Annotated in this window: 15 protein-coding genes and 1 tRNA gene; 9 read left to right on the forward strand and 7 right to left on the reverse strand. The window is 65.4% G+C overall.

The genetic code is table 11. The annotated features are described in order from the left end of the window. Positions 1 to 118: 118 nt before the first annotated feature. A complete protein-coding gene (locus FG93_RS02525) occupies positions 119 to 1753 on the reverse strand; it encodes a cisplatin damage response ATP-dependent DNA ligase (RefSeq protein ID WP_043231370.1) in 1635 nt (544 codons plus the stop codon). Between the two features lie 155 nt (positions 1754 to 1908). Between FG93_RS02525 and FG93_RS02530 the strand changes: the two genes are divergently transcribed. Continuing rightward, positions 1909 to 2691 (forward strand): SGNH/GDSL hydrolase family protein, encoded by a 783-nt coding sequence (locus tag FG93_RS02530; RefSeq protein WP_052513267.1) that lies wholly within the window; start codon positions 1909 to 1911, stop codon positions 2689 to 2691. 16 nt (positions 2692 to 2707) lie between these two features. On the opposite strand, the gene FG93_RS02535 is transcribed toward FG93_RS02530, so the two are convergent. Continuing rightward, entirely contained in the window at positions 2708 to 3751 is a 1044-nt protein-coding gene (locus tag FG93_RS02535; RefSeq protein WP_043231372.1) for a ligase-associated DNA damage response exonuclease, read from the reverse strand. A 42-nt stretch (positions 3752 to 3793) separates the two neighbouring features. On the opposite strand from FG93_RS02535, the gene FG93_RS02540 reads away from it, so the two are divergent. The 4 genes from FG93_RS02540 (at position 3794) to FG93_RS02555 (ending at position 8370) form a co-directional block, all read left to right on the forward strand. Continuing rightward, complete coding sequence (locus tag FG93_RS02540) at positions 3794 to 4750, forward strand: class I SAM-dependent methyltransferase (RefSeq protein WP_043231374.1); 957 nt, start codon at positions 3794 to 3796, stop codon at positions 4748 to 4750. An 81-nt stretch (positions 4751 to 4831) separates the two neighbouring features. After that, complete coding sequence (locus tag FG93_RS02545; protein ID WP_043231376.1) at positions 4832 to 7321, forward strand: ligase-associated DNA damage response DEXH box helicase; 2490 nt, start codon at positions 4832 to 4834, stop codon at positions 7319 to 7321. Positions 7322 to 7368: 47 nt separating this feature from the next. Beyond that, positions 7369 to 8031, forward strand: a complete 663-nt coding sequence (pdeM, locus tag FG93_RS02550) for a ligase-associated DNA damage response endonuclease PdeM (protein WP_052513333.1) — start codon at positions 7369 to 7371, stop codon at positions 8029 to 8031. Between the two features lie 264 nt (positions 8032 to 8295). After that, positions 8296 to 8370: transfer RNA gene (locus FG93_RS02555), tRNA-Thr, on the forward strand. Positions 8371 to 8713: 343 nt separating this feature from the next. Here FG93_RS02555 and FG93_RS02560 read toward each other — a convergent pair. The 3 genes from FG93_RS02560 to FG93_RS02570 form a co-directional block, all read right to left on the reverse strand. Next, positions 8714 to 9712: an HAD family phosphatase gene (locus tag FG93_RS02560; protein WP_244448482.1), complete on the reverse strand. Its 999-nt coding sequence runs from the start codon at positions 9710 to 9712 to the stop codon at positions 8714 to 8716. Between the two features lie 267 nt (positions 9713 to 9979). Continuing rightward, the gene (locus FG93_RS02565) at positions 9980 to 10243 is read right to left on the reverse strand and encodes a hypothetical protein (RefSeq protein WP_043231380.1); all 264 of its coding nucleotides are present in this window, start codon (positions 10241 to 10243) and stop codon (positions 9980 to 9982) included. A gap of 8 nt (positions 10244 to 10251) precedes the next feature. After that, positions 10252 to 11019, reverse strand: a complete 768-nt coding sequence (locus FG93_RS02570) for a DUF899 domain-containing protein (RefSeq protein ID WP_043231382.1) — start codon at positions 11017 to 11019, stop codon at positions 10252 to 10254. Between the two features lie 130 nt (positions 11020 to 11149). On the opposite strand from FG93_RS02570, the gene FG93_RS02575 reads away from it, so the two are divergent. Both FG93_RS02575 and FG93_RS02580 read left to right on the forward strand, forming a co-directional pair. Next, positions 11150 to 12370, forward strand: coding sequence for a hypothetical protein (locus FG93_RS02575; RefSeq protein ID WP_043231384.1), 1221 nt, complete (start codon positions 11150 to 11152; stop codon positions 12368 to 12370). Between the two features lie 8 nt (positions 12371 to 12378). Continuing rightward, positions 12379 to 13020 (forward strand): PQQ-binding-like beta-propeller repeat protein, encoded by a 642-nt coding sequence (locus FG93_RS02580; RefSeq protein ID WP_043231386.1) that lies wholly within the window; start codon positions 12379 to 12381, stop codon positions 13018 to 13020. A gap of 41 nt (positions 13021 to 13061) precedes the next feature. Here FG93_RS02580 and FG93_RS02585 read toward each other — a convergent pair whose 3' ends face one another. Next, the gene (locus FG93_RS02585; protein WP_244448483.1) at positions 13062 to 13607 is read right to left on the reverse strand and encodes a cysteine dioxygenase family protein; all 546 of its coding nucleotides are present in this window, start codon (positions 13605 to 13607) and stop codon (positions 13062 to 13064) included. A gap of 169 nt (positions 13608 to 13776) precedes the next feature. Here FG93_RS02585 and FG93_RS02590 point away from each other — a divergent pair, with 169 nt between their 5' ends. Further along, the gene (locus FG93_RS02590) at positions 13777 to 14247 is read left to right on the forward strand and encodes an Lrp/AsnC family transcriptional regulator (protein WP_200878060.1); all 471 of its coding nucleotides are present in this window, start codon (positions 13777 to 13779) and stop codon (positions 14245 to 14247) included. A 120-nt stretch (positions 14248 to 14367) separates the two neighbouring features. On the opposite strand, the gene FG93_RS02595 is transcribed toward FG93_RS02590, so the two are convergent. Further along, positions 14368 to 14784 (reverse strand): helix-turn-helix domain-containing protein, encoded by a 417-nt coding sequence (locus FG93_RS02595; RefSeq protein WP_043231858.1) that lies wholly within the window; start codon positions 14782 to 14784, stop codon positions 14368 to 14370. A 103-nt stretch (positions 14785 to 14887) separates the two neighbouring features. On the opposite strand from FG93_RS02595, the gene FG93_RS02600 reads away from it, so the two are divergent. Continuing rightward, positions 14888 to 17239, forward strand: coding sequence for a heavy metal translocating P-type ATPase (locus FG93_RS02600; RefSeq protein WP_043231393.1), 2352 nt, complete (start codon positions 14888 to 14890; stop codon positions 17237 to 17239). Positions 17240 to 17257: the final 18 nt, after the last annotated feature.

Genomic DNA, 17257 nt, shown 5'->3' on the forward strand with positions numbered 1-17257 from the left:
TAAGACGGTATGAGCACTGCAAACCGGCACGACAGCCTGTGAACCAGAACGGCGTCTGCGGCAACGCAACGGCATATTCGCCTTTGGGCTCCGGACCGACAGACTTCGGACCGACGTATCAGCCCTGCGCGGGCAAGAGCTTCTCGAGCGCCTCGATATGGTCCGCCTCACGCGGCGGCTTGTCCCAGCGAATGCGGCTGATCCGGGGAAAGCGCATGGCGAGGCCGGATTTGTGCCGGGTCGAACGCTGCAGCCCCTCGAAGGCGACCTCCAGTACGAGCCCCTTGTCAGCCTCATGCGTGACCTCTCGGACCGGGCCGAAGCGGTTCAGCGTGTTGCGGCGTACGAAGCGGTCGAGTTCCAGCAACTCCTCGTCGGTAAAGCCGAAATAGGCCTTGCCGACCGGCACCAGCTCCTCGCCTTCATCCGTCGTCCGCCAGACACCGAAGGTGAAATCCGAATAGAAGGACGAGCGCTTGCCGTGACCACGCTGGGCATACATCAGCACGCAGTCGGCGAGCCGCGCCTCCCGCTTCCATTTGTACCAATACCCCTTCGGCCGGCCGGGCAAATAAGGCGAATCGAGACGCTTGATCATGCAGCCCTCGACCGCCTCGGCATCGACCCCGGCTCCAAAGGTCTCAGGATCGGCGCGGGCGGCCGCCAATTGCTCCCAATCGTTGAAGGCGATCGGCGGTGACAGATCCACCACGGAAGAGGCCAGCCGCGCGACGAAAGCCACCAGCCGCTTGCGACGTTCGGCGAGCGGCAAGTTGCGAATGTCCTCCTCGCCATCGACGAGAAGATCGTAGGCCCGGATATGAGCCGGATACTCCGCCAGCCTCTTTTCGGTGATGCTCTTGCGGTTCAGCCGCTGCTGGAGCGTGTTGAAGCTCTGGACGGCATTCTCGCGGCGTACCAGCAATTCCCCGTCGAGCGCACCATCGAGAACGAGCGCCTCCGTGATATCCGGGAAGGAGGCGCCGATATCCTCCCCCGTGCGCGAATAGAGCCGGGTGATGCGAGAACCATCAGTACGCGTTCCGCTGACGGCCTGGACGCGGATTCCGTCCCATTTCCACTCGGCCTGGAATTCCGCGGGGACGAGCTTGTCGAAATCGCCGTCCTCGATCGGGTGCGAGAGCATCACGGGGCGGAAGGGTGCGGGGTCCGTCGCGGCCGGCCGGGGCCCCCTGCCTTCCAGCCAGGCGAAGAGTGGCTCATAGGGCGGCTCCAGCCCATGCCAGACCTGCTCGATATCGTCGGGTTCGACATCGCCGAGGCTCGCCGCTGCCGTCTTGGCGAGCCGGGCCGAGACGCCGATGCGCAGCGCGCCGGTGATGAGCTTGAGCAGGGCCCAGCGCCCCGTCTCATCAAGCGCATCGAGCCATGACGCAATGAGGCGGGGCAGCTCCGTCTTGCCGGAATTGCGCAGGCCCGAGACCACATCGGGCAGGTGCGGCGCCGCATTCGCACCGCGGTTGGCCGGCCACATCAAGGCGACGGTCTCCGAGAGATCGCCGACATAGTCGTAGGACAGCGCGAACAGCACCGGGTCCGTGCGCTCGGCGATCAGCGCCCGGATCAGGCCTGGCTTGGCGTTCTGGAACACCAATCCGCCGGTCATCGCGGCCAGCGCCAGCCCCCGGTCAGGATCCGGTGTGGTGCGCAGGTAATCCGCAATCAGCGCGAGCTTCGCATTGCGGCGCGGTTCATAGGCAAGCCTGTCGAGCAACCAGGCGAAGCGGTTCATCCTGCCCTCCCCCGCAGCAGTTTCAGGCAAGCGCCCATGGCAGTATCGGGGCCCTGCCCGTCCCGGCATTCCCTCATCAGACAATCCACAGGCGTTCAGTCTCCATTCATGAACGAAACCTTACCAGCCATGGAAGCAGTCATGAGGATGTCGGGATGCACGCCGCGATGCGGTTCTTTGCCGTGAATCTCATTGTGGCCTCGGCATTCGCAACGTTGCAGATCGGCAGCGCTGAGGCCGCGTCCTTCGAATGCCTGGAAACGCCGATGATGCAGGCGGCGATACCGCTCCCTGCCGTCGCAGCCAAGATCAGCCGCGAGCACAATCTCGACATCCTGGCCATCGGCTCGTCCTCCACTGAAGGGATCGGCGCGTCCTCGAAGGACAAGAGTTACCCCGCCCGCCTGCAGAAGCTGCTTGGTCAAAGCTGGCCCAATGCCGCAATCAACGTCACCAATGCCGGAATCGGAGGCGAGACTGCTCCGCAGACGATCGCGCGCTTGAAGAAGGCCCTGAGCGAGCGGCGCTATGATCTGGTCATCTGGCAGGTCGGCACCAATGATGCGGTGCAAGGTGGTGATCTCGCCGCCTTCCAGGCCATGGTCTCCGATGGTATCGCGGCAGTCCGCCAAGCCGGCTCCGGCCTCGTGATCCTCGACCCGCAATACTTCCCGACGGTGAAAGATCCCGCACGGTATCGCAGCTTTGTCGAGGCCATCGCCGAAACCGCGCGCAGCCGCTCGATCCCCGTCCTCTCCCGCTACAAGACGATGCTCGACTGGCACCGGCGCGACGCCAAAGCGTTTGCCGCAGTGCTCTCCAGTGACGGCTTCCACATGAGCGACACAGGTTACGATTGCCTGGCGCGGGACATGGCCGTCTCGCTGCTCGGCATGACGCTGCCCGGCCGCTCGCACACCGCACAGGCCGCGCAGTAAGGGCTGCCCCCCGTTGCTAGAGCTGCGCGGCATCGACCGTTTCACTCGTGGTTTCCACATCGCTCTCGTCACCATAGCCGACAAGATGCAGCGGCTTGGCGTTCAGGCCGATTGTCCCGCACCAATGCACCAACGCGTCGGCCTCGCCATGGGTGACCCAGATTTCGCCGGCGCCGGTTTCCCTGATCGTCGCCTGGAGATCGCTCCAGTCGGCATGATCTGAAACGATCAGCGGCAGTTCGACGCCCCTCTGCCGGGCTCTCGCCCGGATCCGCATCCAGCCGGACGCGAAGGCGGTCACGGGGTCCGGGAATTTGCGCGCCCACAGATCCTGGATTGAACTCGGCGGGCAGATGACGATCTCTCCGGCCAGCGCCTTCCGATCGCTTGCCGAAACCAGGCGCGTCTCGCCGACGGGGGCGCCTTGCGAAGCGTAGAACGCGGTCAGGGTCTCGAGTGCGCCATGGATATGGATGGGCCGCTCGTAGCCGGCCTCGCGGATCAGGGCCATGACGCGCTGCGCTTTGCCGAGCGAGTAGGCGCCGACGATATGCGTCCGCTCCGGAAAGAGCCTGACCGATTCCAGAAGCTTGGCCACCTCGGCATCGGCCGGCGGATGGTGAAACACCGGCAGGCCGAAGGTCGCCTCGGTGATGAAGACATCGCAGGACACCGGCTCGAAACCGGCGCAGGTCGGGTCGCGCTCGCGCTTGTAATCGCCGGACACGACGATGCGCAGCCCCTTGCTCTCGACCACGATCTGGGAGGAGCCGAGGACGTGGCCGGCCGGGACGAAGCGGAAATCGACCGGGCCGATCGACGTCATCGCGCCTGGCACCGCCTCCTGCCGGCTCTGCGTAAATCCCTCGCCATAGCGCAAGGCCATGATTGCCAGCGTCTCGCGCGTCGCCAGAACGGCGCCGTGGCCCGCCCTCGCATGGTCGGAATGGCCATGGGTGATCAGCGCCCGCGCCACGGGCCGCACCGGATCGATATGAATGTCGGCCAGCGGGCAATAGAGGCCGGCCGGCGTCGGGATCAACAGTTCCGAAGGGCGCATTGTCTGGTCTGGTGCATGGGCGTGAGATAAAGTCGATCGCTCATGGAAAAAATCCAGTCTCCTTTCTCGACGTCGTCCGGCGATCCCCGACTCGACCGCCGCTATGAATGGGCGGCCGCCGCGCTCTCCGAGGGAGACGCCGCAACAGCCGTCGATCTCCTCGATCAAACGCTCGGCGAAGCGCCGGGTTTCGTCGCTGCCTGGCATCTCTACGGCAAGGCCAAGGCCAAACTTGGCAGCAAGGAGGAAGCCGCGGAAGCATGGCGGCAATGCCTGGCGCTCGACGATGCAGATCATCTCGGCGCCAGGCTCGATCTCGCGCGCATCGGCGCGATTCCGGCGGAATCAGCTGCCTCCGACGCCTTTTCCGGCCGTCTTTTCGACGAATACGCCGAACGTTTCGATAGTCATCTCGTCGAATCCCTATCCTATCATGGTCCAGCCTTGCTGAAGGACGCGCTTGCGCGGGCCTGTGCAGCGCAGAGCCGTGCCATGTCCTTCGCCATGACACTCGATCTCGGATGCGGCACCGGGTTGATGGGCGAAGCGATCAGAGCTGAAACCGAGTTTCTCGCCGGCTGCGATCTCTCCACCCGCATGATCGAGAAGGCGCGTGCCAAGACACGCGATGACGGAGGCCCGCTCTATGACAAGCTCGCCGTAGCCGGCCTCGCGGAATTCCTCACGAGCCGCCGCGACGCGTCGGCCGATCTGGTCATCGCGGCCGATGTCTTCGTCTATCTCGGCGAGCTTGCGCCGGCCTTCGCCCAAAGTGCCCGGGTTCTGACTCCCACGGGCCTCCTCGCCTTCACGGTGCAGAGTCATGACGGCGATGACGTGATCGTCGGCGAGGATCGCCGTTTCGCGCATGGCGAGCACTGGCTCCGGCGGCAGCTTTCCGAGGCCCGTTTGACGCCGCTCCTGCTGGAAGCGGCCAGCACGCGGAAGGACCGCGGGAAGCCGGTGCCTGGGCTGGTCGTGGTGGCGGGACGCGTTTAGGAGAAGGCCCCGCTTGGGGATGCCACTGCGATAACGGGGCGGGATTTCACTCTCACCCCGCACCGCCTATCTCTATCCGGCATGGATGCCCCCGCCGCCTCCCTCCCGCCGAGATTCGCCGACTGGTTCGCTTATCGCGGCTGGACCGCACGCTCGCATCAGCTTGCGTTGCTGGAAGAGGCCCGGGCCGGGCGCTCGACCCTGCTCGTTGCGCCGACCGGCGCCGGCAAGACGCTTGCGGGCTTCCTGCCCTCGCTGGTCGAGCTCAGCGAGGCCAATGGCCACCATGACGGCCTGCACACCCTCTACATCTCGCCACTCAAGGCTCTCGCGGTCGACATCGCCCGCAATCTCGAAACGCCGATCCGCGAGATGGCACTGCCGGTCACGGTCGAGACCCGTACGGGCGACACCTCCGCCGCCAAGCGCATCCGGCAGATCGCGCGGCCGCCGGACATCCTGCTGACCACGCCGGAACAGCTCGCCCTCCTGGTCTCGCACCGGGATGCGAAACCGTTCTTCGCCAGTCTCAAGCGCGTCGTGCTCGACGAGTTGCACGCGCTCGTAACCTCGAAGCGCGGCGACCTGCTTTCGCTGGGCCTGGCGCGATTGCGTAAGCTCGCGCCCCAACTCTCAGCCGTGGGCCTCTCGGCGACCGTGCGTGAGCCGGCCGACCTGCAGTGCTATCTCGGTGGTGTCGGGGCATCGGCCGGGCTGGTCACCGTCAAGGGCGGAGCAAGCGCGCGGATCGGCATCCTGCGATCCGCCAACCGCCTGCCGATGGCCGGGCACACCACCGGCCATGCCATTCGCGACGTCTACAAGGCGATCAGCGATCACCGCCTGACTCTGGTCTTCGTCAATACGCGCATGCAGGCCGAATTCATGTTCCAGGGCCTGTGGAACATCAATGACGACAATCTGCCGATCGCGCTGCATCACGGCTCGCTCGACGCCCAGCAACGCCGCAAGGTCGAGGCGGCGATGGCCGCAGGCAGGCTGAAAGCCGTCGTCTGCACTTCGACGCTCGATCTCGGCATCGACTGGGGCGATGTCGACCTGGTGATCAATATCGGCGCGCCAAAGGGGGCGAGCCGGCTGATGCAGCGCATCGGCCGCTCGAACCATCGCATGGATGAGCCGTCGCAGGCCCTGCTCGTACCGTCCAATCGCTTCGAGCTGCTGGAATGCCGCGCTGCACTCGACGCTGTCGCTGAAGCGGCCCAGGACACGCCTGAACCCCGCATCGGCGCGCTCGATGTGCTGGCTCAGCACGTGCTTGGCGTCGCCTGCTCCGACGGTTTTGCTCCGGACGCGCTCTACGAGGAGGTATGCACCGCCTCGCCCTATGCCGGTCTTGCACGCGCCGATTTCGACGCCGTGGTGAACTTCGTCGCGACAGGCGGCTATGCTCTGCGCAGCTATGAGCGCTTCGCCAAGCTCCGGCGGGGCAAGGACGGGCTCTTCCGCGCCAGCAACCCGCGCGTGATCCAGCAATATCGCATGAATGTCGGCACCATCGTCGAGTCGACCATGCTCAAGGTCCGGCTGGGCCGGTTGCGCAGCGCGAGGCCCGGCCAGCCCGGCATGCTGAGCCGCGGCGGCCGTATCCTTGGCGAGATCGAGGAGTATTTCGCCGAGACGATGACGAGCGGCGACACCTTTGTCTTTGCCGGCGAGGTGCTGCGCTTCGAGGGCATCACCGAGAACGAGGTCGTCTGCTCGCGCACCAATCCGGGTACCGATCCGAAAATCCCGTCCTACGCCGGCGGCAAGTTCCCCCTCTCGACCTTCCTTGCGGCACGCGTGCGCGCCATGCTCGCCTCGCCGAAGGAATGGAACAGGTTGCCGGACGAGGTTTCCTCCTGGCTGCATGCGCAAAGGCTGAAATCGCGCCTGCCCCAACCCGGCGAATTGCTGGTCGAGACCTTTCCCCGCGGTGGGCGGTTTTATCTTGTCGCCTACCCGTTCGAAGGCCGCCTCGCCCATCAGACGCTCGGCATGCTGCTGACGCGGCGACTGGAACGGGCCCGCATGAGACCGCTCGGCTTCGTCTGCAACGACTACGGTATCGCGGTCTGGACGCTGGGCGACATGTCGGCGGCGGTCGCCCGTGCGGCGCTCTTGCTCGACGAACTGTTCGCCCGGGACATGCTCGGCGACGATCTCGAGGAATGGCTCGCCGAATCGGCCCTGATGAAGCGAACCTTTCGCGCTTGCGCCATCATCGGCGGGCTGATCGAACGGCGCTTCCCCGGCCAGGAGAAGAGCGGCCGGCAGGTCACGATGTCGAGCGACCTCGTCTATGATGTGCTGCGCCAGCACGAGCCCGACCACGTGCTGCTGAAAGCCGCATGGGCCGATGCGGCAACAGGCTTGCTCGATATCCAGCGGCTCGCTCAAATGCTGACACGAATCAGCGGCCGGATCGTGCATCAGCCGCTGGACCATGTTTCGCCGCTCAGTGTTTCGGTGATGCTCGAGATCGGGCGCGAGGCGGTTCATGGCGAGGCGGCCGACGAGATCCTGGCGGAGGCGGAAGCGATGATGCTCGAAGAGGCGATGGCGTGACGCTGCCGGCAGCGAACGAACGTCCAGCGCGTGAAGCCGGAGCCCTCATGCTCGGGCGGCTCGCGATTGTCCCCGATCTCTCGGGCGCGCTCTGGCTGCCCGAGGAACGCACGCTCGTCATTGCCGACCTGCATCTGGAGAAGGGCTCAGCCTATGCGGCACGCGGCATCTTCCTGCCGCCCTATGATTCCGCGACAACGCTGGCGACGCTGACGGCGGCGATCCTCCGCCACGCTCCGGCCCGGGTCATCGCTCTCGGCGACAGCTTTCATGACCGCGGTGCGGAGGGGCGGATCAGCAGCGACGATCTGCGCTCCCTGCACCTGCTGCAGAAGGGCCGCGACTGGCTCTGGGTGACCGGCAACCATGACCCCGCGATCAGCCGGGCGATGGGTGGCGAGACCGCAACATACCTTAATATCGCCGGCGTCGTGCTGCGCCACGAACCCGACGCGGCTGAGGCCGGCTTCGAGATCGCCGGCCATTTCCACCCGGCGGCCAAGATCAGGATGCGTGGGCGGGCCTTGCGTCGTCGCAGCTTCGCGTTCTCCGCGCGGCGCTGCATCCTCCCGGCCATGGGCGCCTATGCCGGCGGACTAAACCTTCGCGATCCAGCCTTCCGTCCGCTTTTCCGTGAGGAACTGACGGCGCATATGCTCGGCGACGGCAGGCTCTTCCGGATCGATCGACAGCTGCTGCTCGCTGACTGACGCGCGATCAAGTCTCGCACAGCGCGCCAATGCGCTCGGCGCTCAGCTGATGCGACCTCTCCATTACCAATGGAGTGCTCTATCACCGAGCTACTGGCAACGGGATCGCCGAGAAGGACCGGCTCCGACTTTTTCACATGCTGTTCGCCCGCTATGGGTTGCGTCCAGCGGGGGCTTGTGGCATCAGGACGCCGCTTCGGAACGACGCCGCGCCCGCCATCGCCGATTTCGCGATCGAACAGGCGCTTCAAGGCTTACGATCCTGCTGCGGTAGCTCAGTGGTAGAGCACTCCATTGGTAATGGAGAGGTCGAGAGTTCAATCCTCTCTCGCAGCACCAGCACTTTCAATCACTTGAACCAACCGGCCCGGTGCGCGCTTGCCTGAACGCTCCCCGGAGCAGCACGATCGTCCATTGCGTGCCTCTTGAGGCTGCAGCGACCGCATCTGCGAGACACCCAAGCGACTGCACAAGCAAGGATGCGCCCAGGCCCGCGGGCGATGACGCGCCGCGCGGATTAGATCATCGGACCGGATATCGTATCCGGTCCGATGATCTAATCTTCTGTGTTTGCATCGGCTTTCCCGAAAACCGCAATCCACTTTTCGGGCCGATGCTTTAGCGTTGTCGCAGCACGCCCCAGTCCCGGTCATGCGATGGCAACGTGCCCTGAGCTCCGCCTTCATTCCTGGAACGGAAAGACCTTCTTCCAATCCCGCTTCATGTCGACCACGGTCCATTTGTTCACGGCGGCGGCGTCGAGCGCCTTGTCGAGTTTTCCGAAATGGGATTGGCGGTCATAGGCGTATTCGCGTTCGGCGTCGGTGTGGTGAACGATCAAACCGAAGCGCGGGCCGCCCGACATCGTCGTCCATTGCAGCATTTCGAGGTCCCCGTCCGAGTTCCCGAACGCCGCAATCGGCCGGCGGCCGATCTGCTGATTGATGCCCACGGGCTTGCCGGCCTTGTCGTCGATGAAGTTGATCTGAGGCAGGCGGAAGATGACCGGTCTGCCATCGCGCATCTCGAACCGTGTCTTGATGGAGGAGCCCAGGACCTGCTCGGGCGGAATCCCGTAGACCCTCTCGGTCCAGGGTCGCATGAACTCCACACCACCTCCGGACACGATATAGGTCTTGAAGCCATTGGCCCGGAGATGTGCGAGCAGTTCCAGCATCGGCTGGTAGACGAGCTCGGTATAGGGGCGCTTGAAGCGCGGGTCGCGCGCCGTCGCCAGCCATTCCGTGGTGACCTTCGCGAATTCCTCCGAGGTCATGCCGGCATGGGTGGCCGCGATGAGTTGAATCAGCCCCTGCTCACCGGATGCCGCCAGGGCCCGCATGTCGCCGCCGAGGACCGCCTTGAACGGCTGTTTGGTCTTCCAGCCAGGGTTCTGCGGCGCGAGCGCCTTGACGCGATCAAGCACGAAGGCGAGCTGGACATACATCGGCTGCTCGACCCACAACGTGCCGTCATTGTCGAACACCGCGGTGCGATCGGCCGGGGCCACAAAGTCCGGCCCCCCCTGCGTCGTGACCCGCGTGACGAAATCGGTGATCGATGCCTTGGTTGGCCCCTCGTTCCAGGACGGCAACGCATCCGTCTGGGCGGAGGCCGACGAGATCGCGAAACTCAACGGAATGGTAAGAGCGGGCAGAGCCGCGAGGCTGTTCAGCAACATGCGTCGGCTAAGATCGCCGGAAGACCTGATCGACTTCATCCCAACCTCCCTTCAATGCTGGCGAGAAACAGCTCTCAGTACATGAATGGTCCTGGTCCACCCCAGGGTCCGAAGTCGAAGACGTCCTGATTCATAGCTGCCGTCATCTGGCGTTCGTTGGCAAGTTTGGCGAACCCAGCCGCTACGGCGCAGTGTCCGCCCCGATCCTCCCGGCGCGTTAGCGCCAAGCTTTCAAGGGCCACCCTGTTCTCTCCGGCGAATGCCGGATCAGGGCCGGCAGGCGCCACGTCTCCGGCCGGCGATCAGCTTCAGCCAGGGCGCGCTGTGGAAAGCACTCATCAGCATGTACATCGGCACCATTCCGCTCAGCGGTGATGCGCCTTGTGTGGCCGCGCAGAGGATATCCTGCTGGCCGCCACCCATCACGCCGGTGAGCAGCGCCATGATCGCGAAGGTCGGCGCTGCTGCGAGGCACAGCCAGTCGGCGGCGGCGAGAGCCGCCGCGCTGCCGCTTTCGAGACGGATCGCCATGACCTCACTCACCGCTGCTCGTATTCATCGTGGCGGCGCCACCAGGGGCCACCGGCTTCGTTGCGCCCCTTGGGCGCGCGGTCGAGCCAAGGATACATGCCCCAGATGCCATCCACCCCGCGCGCATAGGTGGAATAGGTGTGGTAGACGACGCCATTGTCGCGCACGAAGGCGCTCATGCCCGGCCTGTCGCGCGTGTATGTCGGTACGTCGGTTCCGGACATGGCCGCGAAATCGGCGACAGGCCCCGTGACCGGCAGCGCGTCCATCACGAAACCGCCGCGCCGATAGTTGTAGTCTATCGTCCCTGCGCGCTGCGCCTCCTCGGTGAACGAGACGTTGAAGTCGTAATTGAAGTCACCGCCGGCCGAGGACGCCCAGGGGAAAGTCCAGCCCATCCGCGCCTTGTAGGCCTGCAGCTTGGCGAGCGGCGCCCGCGACACCGCCGTAAGCGTGACGTCGTGGTTCGCCAGGTGCAGGTAGAAGCCGTTGAACCCGTCTGCGATTGCAGAGCAGGACGGGCAACCCGCCTTGTAGTCGGGTCCGAACATGAAGTGATAGACGAGGAGCTGGGAGCGTCCTCGGAAGAGGTCCGCCAACGCAGCGCTGCCCTCATCGGTCTCGAAGCGGTATTCCTTGTCGACCTGCACCCAGGGCAACTCCTGCCGCCGCCGCGCCAGCTCGTCACTGCGCCGTGTCAGCTCCTTCTCGTCCTCGAGCAGCCCGAGCCGGGCCACCAGCCACTCTTCACGCGTCGTCGTGATGTGTATCGTCATAGTCGTCGCTCCTGTCGTCGGGTGACCTTCGCCGCTCGCTCCGTTTGCGAAGCGGGGGATGGTCGGCGGTGATGAGATTGATAGGGACAGGATATCGAGGGGTGGGAGTGACAAGTGTGGCGGGATTCCGATGGACTCTCTGATCACGGCCGCGGCGCGCGCGCTCGCCGCGGGTGATCCCCTCGGCGCCTTGAACCGAGTCGCCCTGCGCGACGATGCGCCCGCGCTCGCACTGCGCGGGATCGCGATGGCGCAGCTCGGCGATCTGGTTCGGGGGAAGGACCTCCTGCGGCGAGCGACGCGCGCCTTCGGCCCGAAGGAGGCCGTGGCGCGGGCACGGTGCATTGTCGCCGAGGCCGAGATCGCACTTGCCTCACGCGACCTCGGCTGGCCTGAAAAGGCGCTCGACGCAGCGCGCGTGACACTCGAAGAGCATGGCGACCGGCTGAACGGCGCCCATGCGCGACATCTCGCAATCCGGCGCCTCCTGCTGATCGGGCGCCTGGACGAGGCCGAGAGGAAGCTCGCCGAACTCGACCCCGCGCCTCTCCCGCCCGCATCGCGGACCGTCCACGAACTGGTGGTGGCGGGAATCGCGATGCGGCGCCTCCGGACGAAGGCAGCGCGCGGTGCACTTGCACAAGCCGAGCAGGCTGCGCGCCATGCCGGCATCGCAGCACTGACAGCAGAGGTCGAAAGCGCCTCCCTCCTGCTGAGCACGACGGCGGCACGACTGATCGCGCGTGGCGAGGAGCGCCTGCTCCTGCTCGAAGACGTCGAGGCGCTGCAGTCGTCGGATGCTCTCGTGGTGGATGCGTGCCGGCATGTGGTGCGCGACCCGCATAGGGTCGTCTCGCTCGCCACGCGCCCGGTCCTGTTCGCATTGGCACGGACGCTGGCCGAGGCGTGGCCCGGGGACGTGTCGCGCGACACGCTCGTCGCGCGGGCCTTCGGGGCGAAGCAAGCCGACGAATCGCACCGCGCCCGGCTGCGGGTCGAAATCGGGCGGCTACGCAGATTGCTGCGGGGCCTGGCCGGGCTGAACGCAACGAAACAAGGCTTTGCGCTCGCGCCGCACCACGCTGGCGACGTCGCTGTCCTGGCACGCCCCGTCGAGGAGCGGCATGCGGGTGTGCTGGCCTTCGTCGCCGACGGCGAGGCGTGGTCGAGCTCGGCGCTCGCGCTTGCGCTTGGCGCCAGCCAGCGCACCGTGCAGCGGGCACTGGACGCGCTTGCGGCAACCGGAAAGGTGCAATCCTTCGGTCACGGACGGGCGCGTCGCTGGATCACCCCGCCGATGCCGGGTTTCACGACAACCTTGTTACTCCCCGCTCCGCTGCCGAGCGACTAGGATGAGGCATGGAAAAATCAGCCGCCGAAATTCTTCGTGAATATGGCCCCTTTCCGGGTGTCGACCAGGTGCACGGCCTCACCTTCGATGGTCAGCACGTCTGGTTTGCGTCCGGCGACAAGCTGAACGCGCTCGACCCCGCCAGCGGGAAGACGGTTCGCTCGATCGCGGTGGCAGCACATGCTGGAACGGCCTTCGACGGCCAATACCTGTTTCAGCTCGCAGAGAACCGCATCCAGAAGATCGATCCGAAGACCGGCCATGTTCTCACGACGATCCCCGCTCCAGGTGGCGGCGGCGACTCGGGGCTCGCCTGGGCCGAAGGGACGCTCTGGGTGGGGCAGTATCGCGACCGGAAGATCCATCAGATCGATCCTGAGACAGGGACGATTCTTCGCACCATCGAATCCAACCGCTTCGTCACCGGGGTCACCTGGAGCGACCAAGAACTCTGGCACGGCACCTGGGACGGTGACGAGAGCGACTTGAGAAGAGTCGATCCTCGAACGGGAGAGGTCCTGGAGACGCTCGAACTGCCGCCCGGCATGGGCGTGTCGGGGCTCGAGGCCGATGGCGGCGATCAGTTCTTCTGCGGAGGCGGAAACAGCGGCAAAGTGAGAGCCGTCCGCCGACCGAGACGCCTTGCTTAAGTTCCGATCACCTGCCGGGCGCCCCCCGCCTGCGGCGCAGCTCAGTTCGTCAGGACGGTGAACTCAGTCTCAATCGACGAGGCCTGCCGTTGATGGTCGAAGCCGTAGATATGGATCGAGATCGCGTCCGTGCTTCCGAGGTTCTGCATGCGGTGGATGTTGGGACCTGAGGGCAGCATGCAGCCCACGAAACCCGGCATGCGCGCATGCTCGTGGGTGGGGACGGCCCGGTTCTCGTCAACCGCGCGATACCAGGTTTCCGTGACCGTTCCGCTGACCACCCCGAAGCAGCAGGAGCAATGGTGATCGTGGATCGACGTGGCTGCGCCGGGACTCCAGACCATGGCCCAGACGCTGACCCCATCGTCGCCCGCAAGAAGGTTCCGGGCATAGCTGCCAGGCTTGCGCTCCAAGGGCAGGCGGAGAATGGCTTGCGGATTCGCGACGATCTCTTCGAGCACCGCGCGGGCCGCCTTGAGGTAATCCCGGGAGAGCGTGCCGCTATCCGTCCGCAATACCTGCAGCACGTCTGCGCGCCTGCCCTCGCTCAGAAATCCCTGCATGACGCGAACTCCCCTCTCCATCACTTCCTGCAAGGATAGCTCGGGAGACGGGAAACGAGTTTGCGATCTCGGGCATAAATCTCACGTTTTGAGAAATTGACACCAATCTATTCTCCATAATTGAAAACTGCTACTCATTCTATGGCCAGATGCACAATCGGATCGCGCAATAGCATGAGGGACCATGGCCAAGCTGGATGAGTTCGATCTCAGGATTCTCTCCTGCCTGCAGAGGGACGCCAGCATGCCGCTGGCGGAGCTCGCCGCAGAGGTCGGCCTGTCGGCCACTCCATGCTGGCGCCGCGTGCAGAAGCTGGAAGGCAGTGGCCTCATTCGAAAGCGCGTGGCCCTGCTCGACCGCACAAGGCTGGGAGCCGGCGTAACCGTCTTCATCGCGGTCAAGACGAGCCGCCACTCCATGGAGTGGCTCGAGCGTTTCCATGCCGCCGTCGCCGATTTGCCGGAGATCGTCGATTTCTATCGAATGAGCGGCGAGATCGATTACCTGCTCAAGGCCTTCGTGCCCGATATCGCGGCGTATGACGCCCTCTACAAGAAGCTGATCTCACGAGTGGACCTCAATGACGTGACCTCCATGTTCGCAATGGAGGAGCTGAAATCGACAACTGCGATCCCGCTGGCGTTTGCCAAGGATGGTACGTGAGCCCGGAGCAAGCTCCCGCGGCTGCGGGGCCCCAAGTCCAGCGGTCGCGCAATGCTCGGGCCGCTGCGCGATAACCTTAAGTCATCACGGAAGATTCGCGGCGGGCACAGCCCAGGCCTGTCAGTGCCCGTGATGACATTGTCCGTGATCGGCCAGGGCTTCGATGATCGCACAGTCGCAGGCCTTGACGCCCCCCGAGCAGGTCACGGCGATGCGAGCGAGTTCGGTCTCCAGCGAGCGCAACTTCGCGATCTTGTCGCGGACCTCGTCAAGATGGCTGACCGCGATCGCATGGGCTTCATCGCAAGCCATCGCCGGGTTGTCGGAGAGGCGGAGCAAGGTCCGGATGCCTTCGACCGGGAATCCGAGATCGCGCGCGTGCTTGATGAAGGCGAGCCGCTCGATATGGCGGCGTCCGTAGCGGCGCTGATTGCCCTCCGAACGCTCGGGTGGCGGCAGCAGCCCGACCTGCTCATAATAGCGAATGGTCTCGACCTTGACGCCGGTCCGATCGGAAAGTCCGCCGATCGGAACCACCCGTTCGAGTTTTTTTGCCTCCAGCATGATTTCCCTCTTGAACCTCTAGTCACTCCAGATTGTACATGGGGTGTCTCACAAGCCCGTCAAGCGGAGACAAGTCATGTCCAGCACTGCCCAAGCCAAGCCACAGCTCCTGAGCTGGAAGGTTGGCGGCATGGACTGCGCAAGCTGCGCGGCGACCATTCGCGGCGCGGTGGAGCGCCTGCCCGGCGTCAGCGACGTCAAGCTTTCCGTCATGGCCGAGACGCTGTCGCTGGCCCTCGATGAAAGCCGCACCAAGCCGGCAGCGATCGAGAAGCGCGTCGCAAGCCTTGGCTACACCACGACCTCGATCCAGATGAAGACAGCGGCCGTCGCTGAGCCCAGCGGATGCGGCCACGATCATGGATCCCACGCCCACGACCATCACAGCCATGCTGCACCCAAGCCGGCGCATGTTCACGGCCCTGGCTGCTCCCATGACGATCATGATCACGGCCACTCGCATGCCCATTCACATGCGGGCGAAGCGAAAGCTGCGGCCCGAACGGCCGACCATGGACACGGCCTGCCCGGCCATATCCACGAAGCGACGCCGAAGGGAGTCTCCTGGTATCAGACCAACAAGGGCAGGCTCGTTCTCGGCACCGGCGCCCTGCTCGGCGGCGCCTGGGCCGCAGGCCTGATCTGGCCGGTCGCTGCCCATTGGGCCTTCATTCTGGCCTGTGTGATCGGCGTCACCCCCGTGGCGCGACGCGCTTTCGCCGCCGCCCGCGCCGGCATGCCTTTCACCATCGAAATGCTGATGACGATCGCCGCCGTCGGCGCGCTCTTCATTGGCGCGGCGGAAGAAGCGGCTCTCGTCGTCTTCCTCTTCGCGGTCGGCGAAGTGCTCGAAGGCGTCGCCGCCGATCGGGCGCGTGCCTCGATCCGCGCGCTTGGCGACCTCGTACCCAAGACCGCCCTCGTCGAGGAGAACGGCGCGACCCGCCAGGTCGATGCGGCCCGGCTCGCGATCGGACAGACCGTTCTCGTCCGGCCTGGTGACCGCATTCCTGCCGATGGCGACATTACCGACGGTATCTCCGGCATCGACGAGAGCCCCGTCACCGGCGAATCCGTGCCGAGGACGAAGGGCGTCGGCGAACCTGTCTTCGCGGGCTCGGTCAATCGCGAAGCCGCTTTGCGCGTGCGCGTGACCAAGGCAGCGCAGGACAACACCATCGCCCGCATCATCCGGCTGGTCGAAGAAGCGCAGGAAGCACGCGCACCGACCGAGCGCTTCATCGACCGTTTCTCGCGCGTCTATATGCCGGCGATCGTCGGTCTCGCGCTCGCTGTCGCACTCGTTCCACCGCTGTTCTTCGGGGGCGAATGGGCTGTCTGGATCTATCGGGCCCTGGCGCTGCTGCTGATCGGCTGCCCCTGCGCACTCGTCATCTCGGTTCCCGCAGCGATCGCCGCCTCGCTCTCCTCCGGTGCCCGACAGGGCCTGCTGATGAAGGGCGGTGTCGTCATCGAGACCGCCGCCAAGACCGGGATCGTCGCCTTCGACAAGACCGGCACGCTGACCGAGGGGCGCCCGCGCGTCACTGAGGTCATCAGCCTCGGCAAGCCCGAAACCGATGTGATCGCCCTAGCCGCCGCAGTCGAGACTGGTTCAAGCCATCCGCTGGCGGAGGCGGTCCTGGCACGTGCGAAGCAGGATGGCATCGCGGTCCGCCCGGCAGCCGAGGCGGCCGCCATCTCCGGCCAGGGCGTCACTGGCACGCTCGATGGCATCTCGATCTTCGTCGGCGCGCCGCGTCACGCGACCAGGCGCGCCGAATTCGACGCCAAGGCGCGCGCTGCCGTCGAACAGCTCGAATTGGCCGGCAACACGGTGGCGGCCGTGATCGCGAACGGTGCCCTCGCCGGCCTGATCGCGCTGCGCGACGAGCCGAGAGGCGATGCGGCGACGGCAGTCGCAGAGCTGAAGGATCTCGGCGTCCGCTCCGTCATGCTGACCGGCGACAATGCCCGCACCGGCGCAGCCATCGCCCGCGCGCTCGGCCTCGACCACAAGGCCGAGCTGATGCCCGACGACAAGGTCACGGCGATCAAGTCGCTCGGCGCCGATGCACCCGTGATGATGGTCGGAGACGGCATCAACGATGCACCGGCGCTTGCGGCAGCGTCGGTTGGCGTCGCCATGGGTTCCGGCACCGATGTCGCGCTGGAAACAGCCGATGGCGCGGTGCTGAAGAGCCGTGTGCGCGATATCGCTGCGATGATCCGGCTGGCGCGAGCGACGATGGGCAATATCCGCACCAATATCGCGATCGCGCTCGGGCTGAAGGCGGTCTTCCTGGTCACCAGCGTGCTCGGCTATACCGGGCTCTGGGTCGCGATCCTGGCCGATACCGGCGCGACCGTGATCGTCACGGCCAATGCACTGCGCCTTCTGCGTTTCGACGCGGGCAAGGCCGGCTGATCAAGGGAACGGAAGCCT

The organism is Allobosea sp. LC85 (genome assembly GCF_000735605.1).
Classification (GTDB): domain Bacteria; phylum Pseudomonadota; class Alphaproteobacteria; order Rhizobiales; family Beijerinckiaceae; genus Allobosea.

Excerpts from the sequence above, each read along its gene's own strand:
- FG93_RS02525 (WP_043231370.1), bottom strand. The coding sequence starts at position 1,753 with ATGAACCGCTTCGCCTGGTTGCTCGACAGGCTTGCCTATGAACCGCGC.
- FG93_RS02530 (WP_052513267.1), top strand. The coding sequence starts at position 1,909 with ATGCACGCCGCGATGCGGTTCTTTGCCGTGAATCTCATTGTGGCCTCG.
- FG93_RS02535 (WP_043231372.1), bottom strand. The coding sequence starts at position 3,751 with ATGCGCCCTTCGGAACTGTTGATCCCGACGCCGGCCGGCCTCTATTGC.
- FG93_RS02540 (WP_043231374.1), top strand. The coding sequence starts at position 3,794 with ATGGAAAAAATCCAGTCTCCTTTCTCGACGTCGTCCGGCGATCCCCGA.
- FG93_RS02545 (WP_043231376.1), top strand. The coding sequence starts at position 4,832 with ATGGATGCCCCCGCCGCCTCCCTCCCGCCGAGATTCGCCGACTGGTTC.
- pdeM (WP_052513333.1), top strand. The coding sequence starts at position 7,369 with ATGCTCGGGCGGCTCGCGATTGTCCCCGATCTCTCGGGCGCGCTCTGG.
- FG93_RS02560 (WP_244448482.1), bottom strand. The coding sequence starts at position 9,712 with ATGTTGCTGAACAGCCTCGCGGCTCTGCCCGCTCTTACCATTCCGTTG.
- FG93_RS02565 (WP_043231380.1), bottom strand. The coding sequence starts at position 10,243 with ATGGCGATCCGTCTCGAAAGCGGCAGCGCGGCGGCTCTCGCCGCCGCC.
- FG93_RS02570 (WP_043231382.1), bottom strand. The coding sequence starts at position 11,019 with ATGACGATACACATCACGACGACGCGTGAAGAGTGGCTGGTGGCCCGG.
- FG93_RS02575 (WP_043231384.1), top strand. The coding sequence starts at position 11,150 with ATGGACTCTCTGATCACGGCCGCGGCGCGCGCGCTCGCCGCGGGTGAT.
- FG93_RS02580 (WP_043231386.1), top strand. The coding sequence starts at position 12,379 with ATGGAAAAATCAGCCGCCGAAATTCTTCGTGAATATGGCCCCTTTCCG.
- FG93_RS02600 (WP_043231393.1), top strand. The coding sequence starts at position 14,888 with ATGTCCAGCACTGCCCAAGCCAAGCCACAGCTCCTGAGCTGGAAGGTT.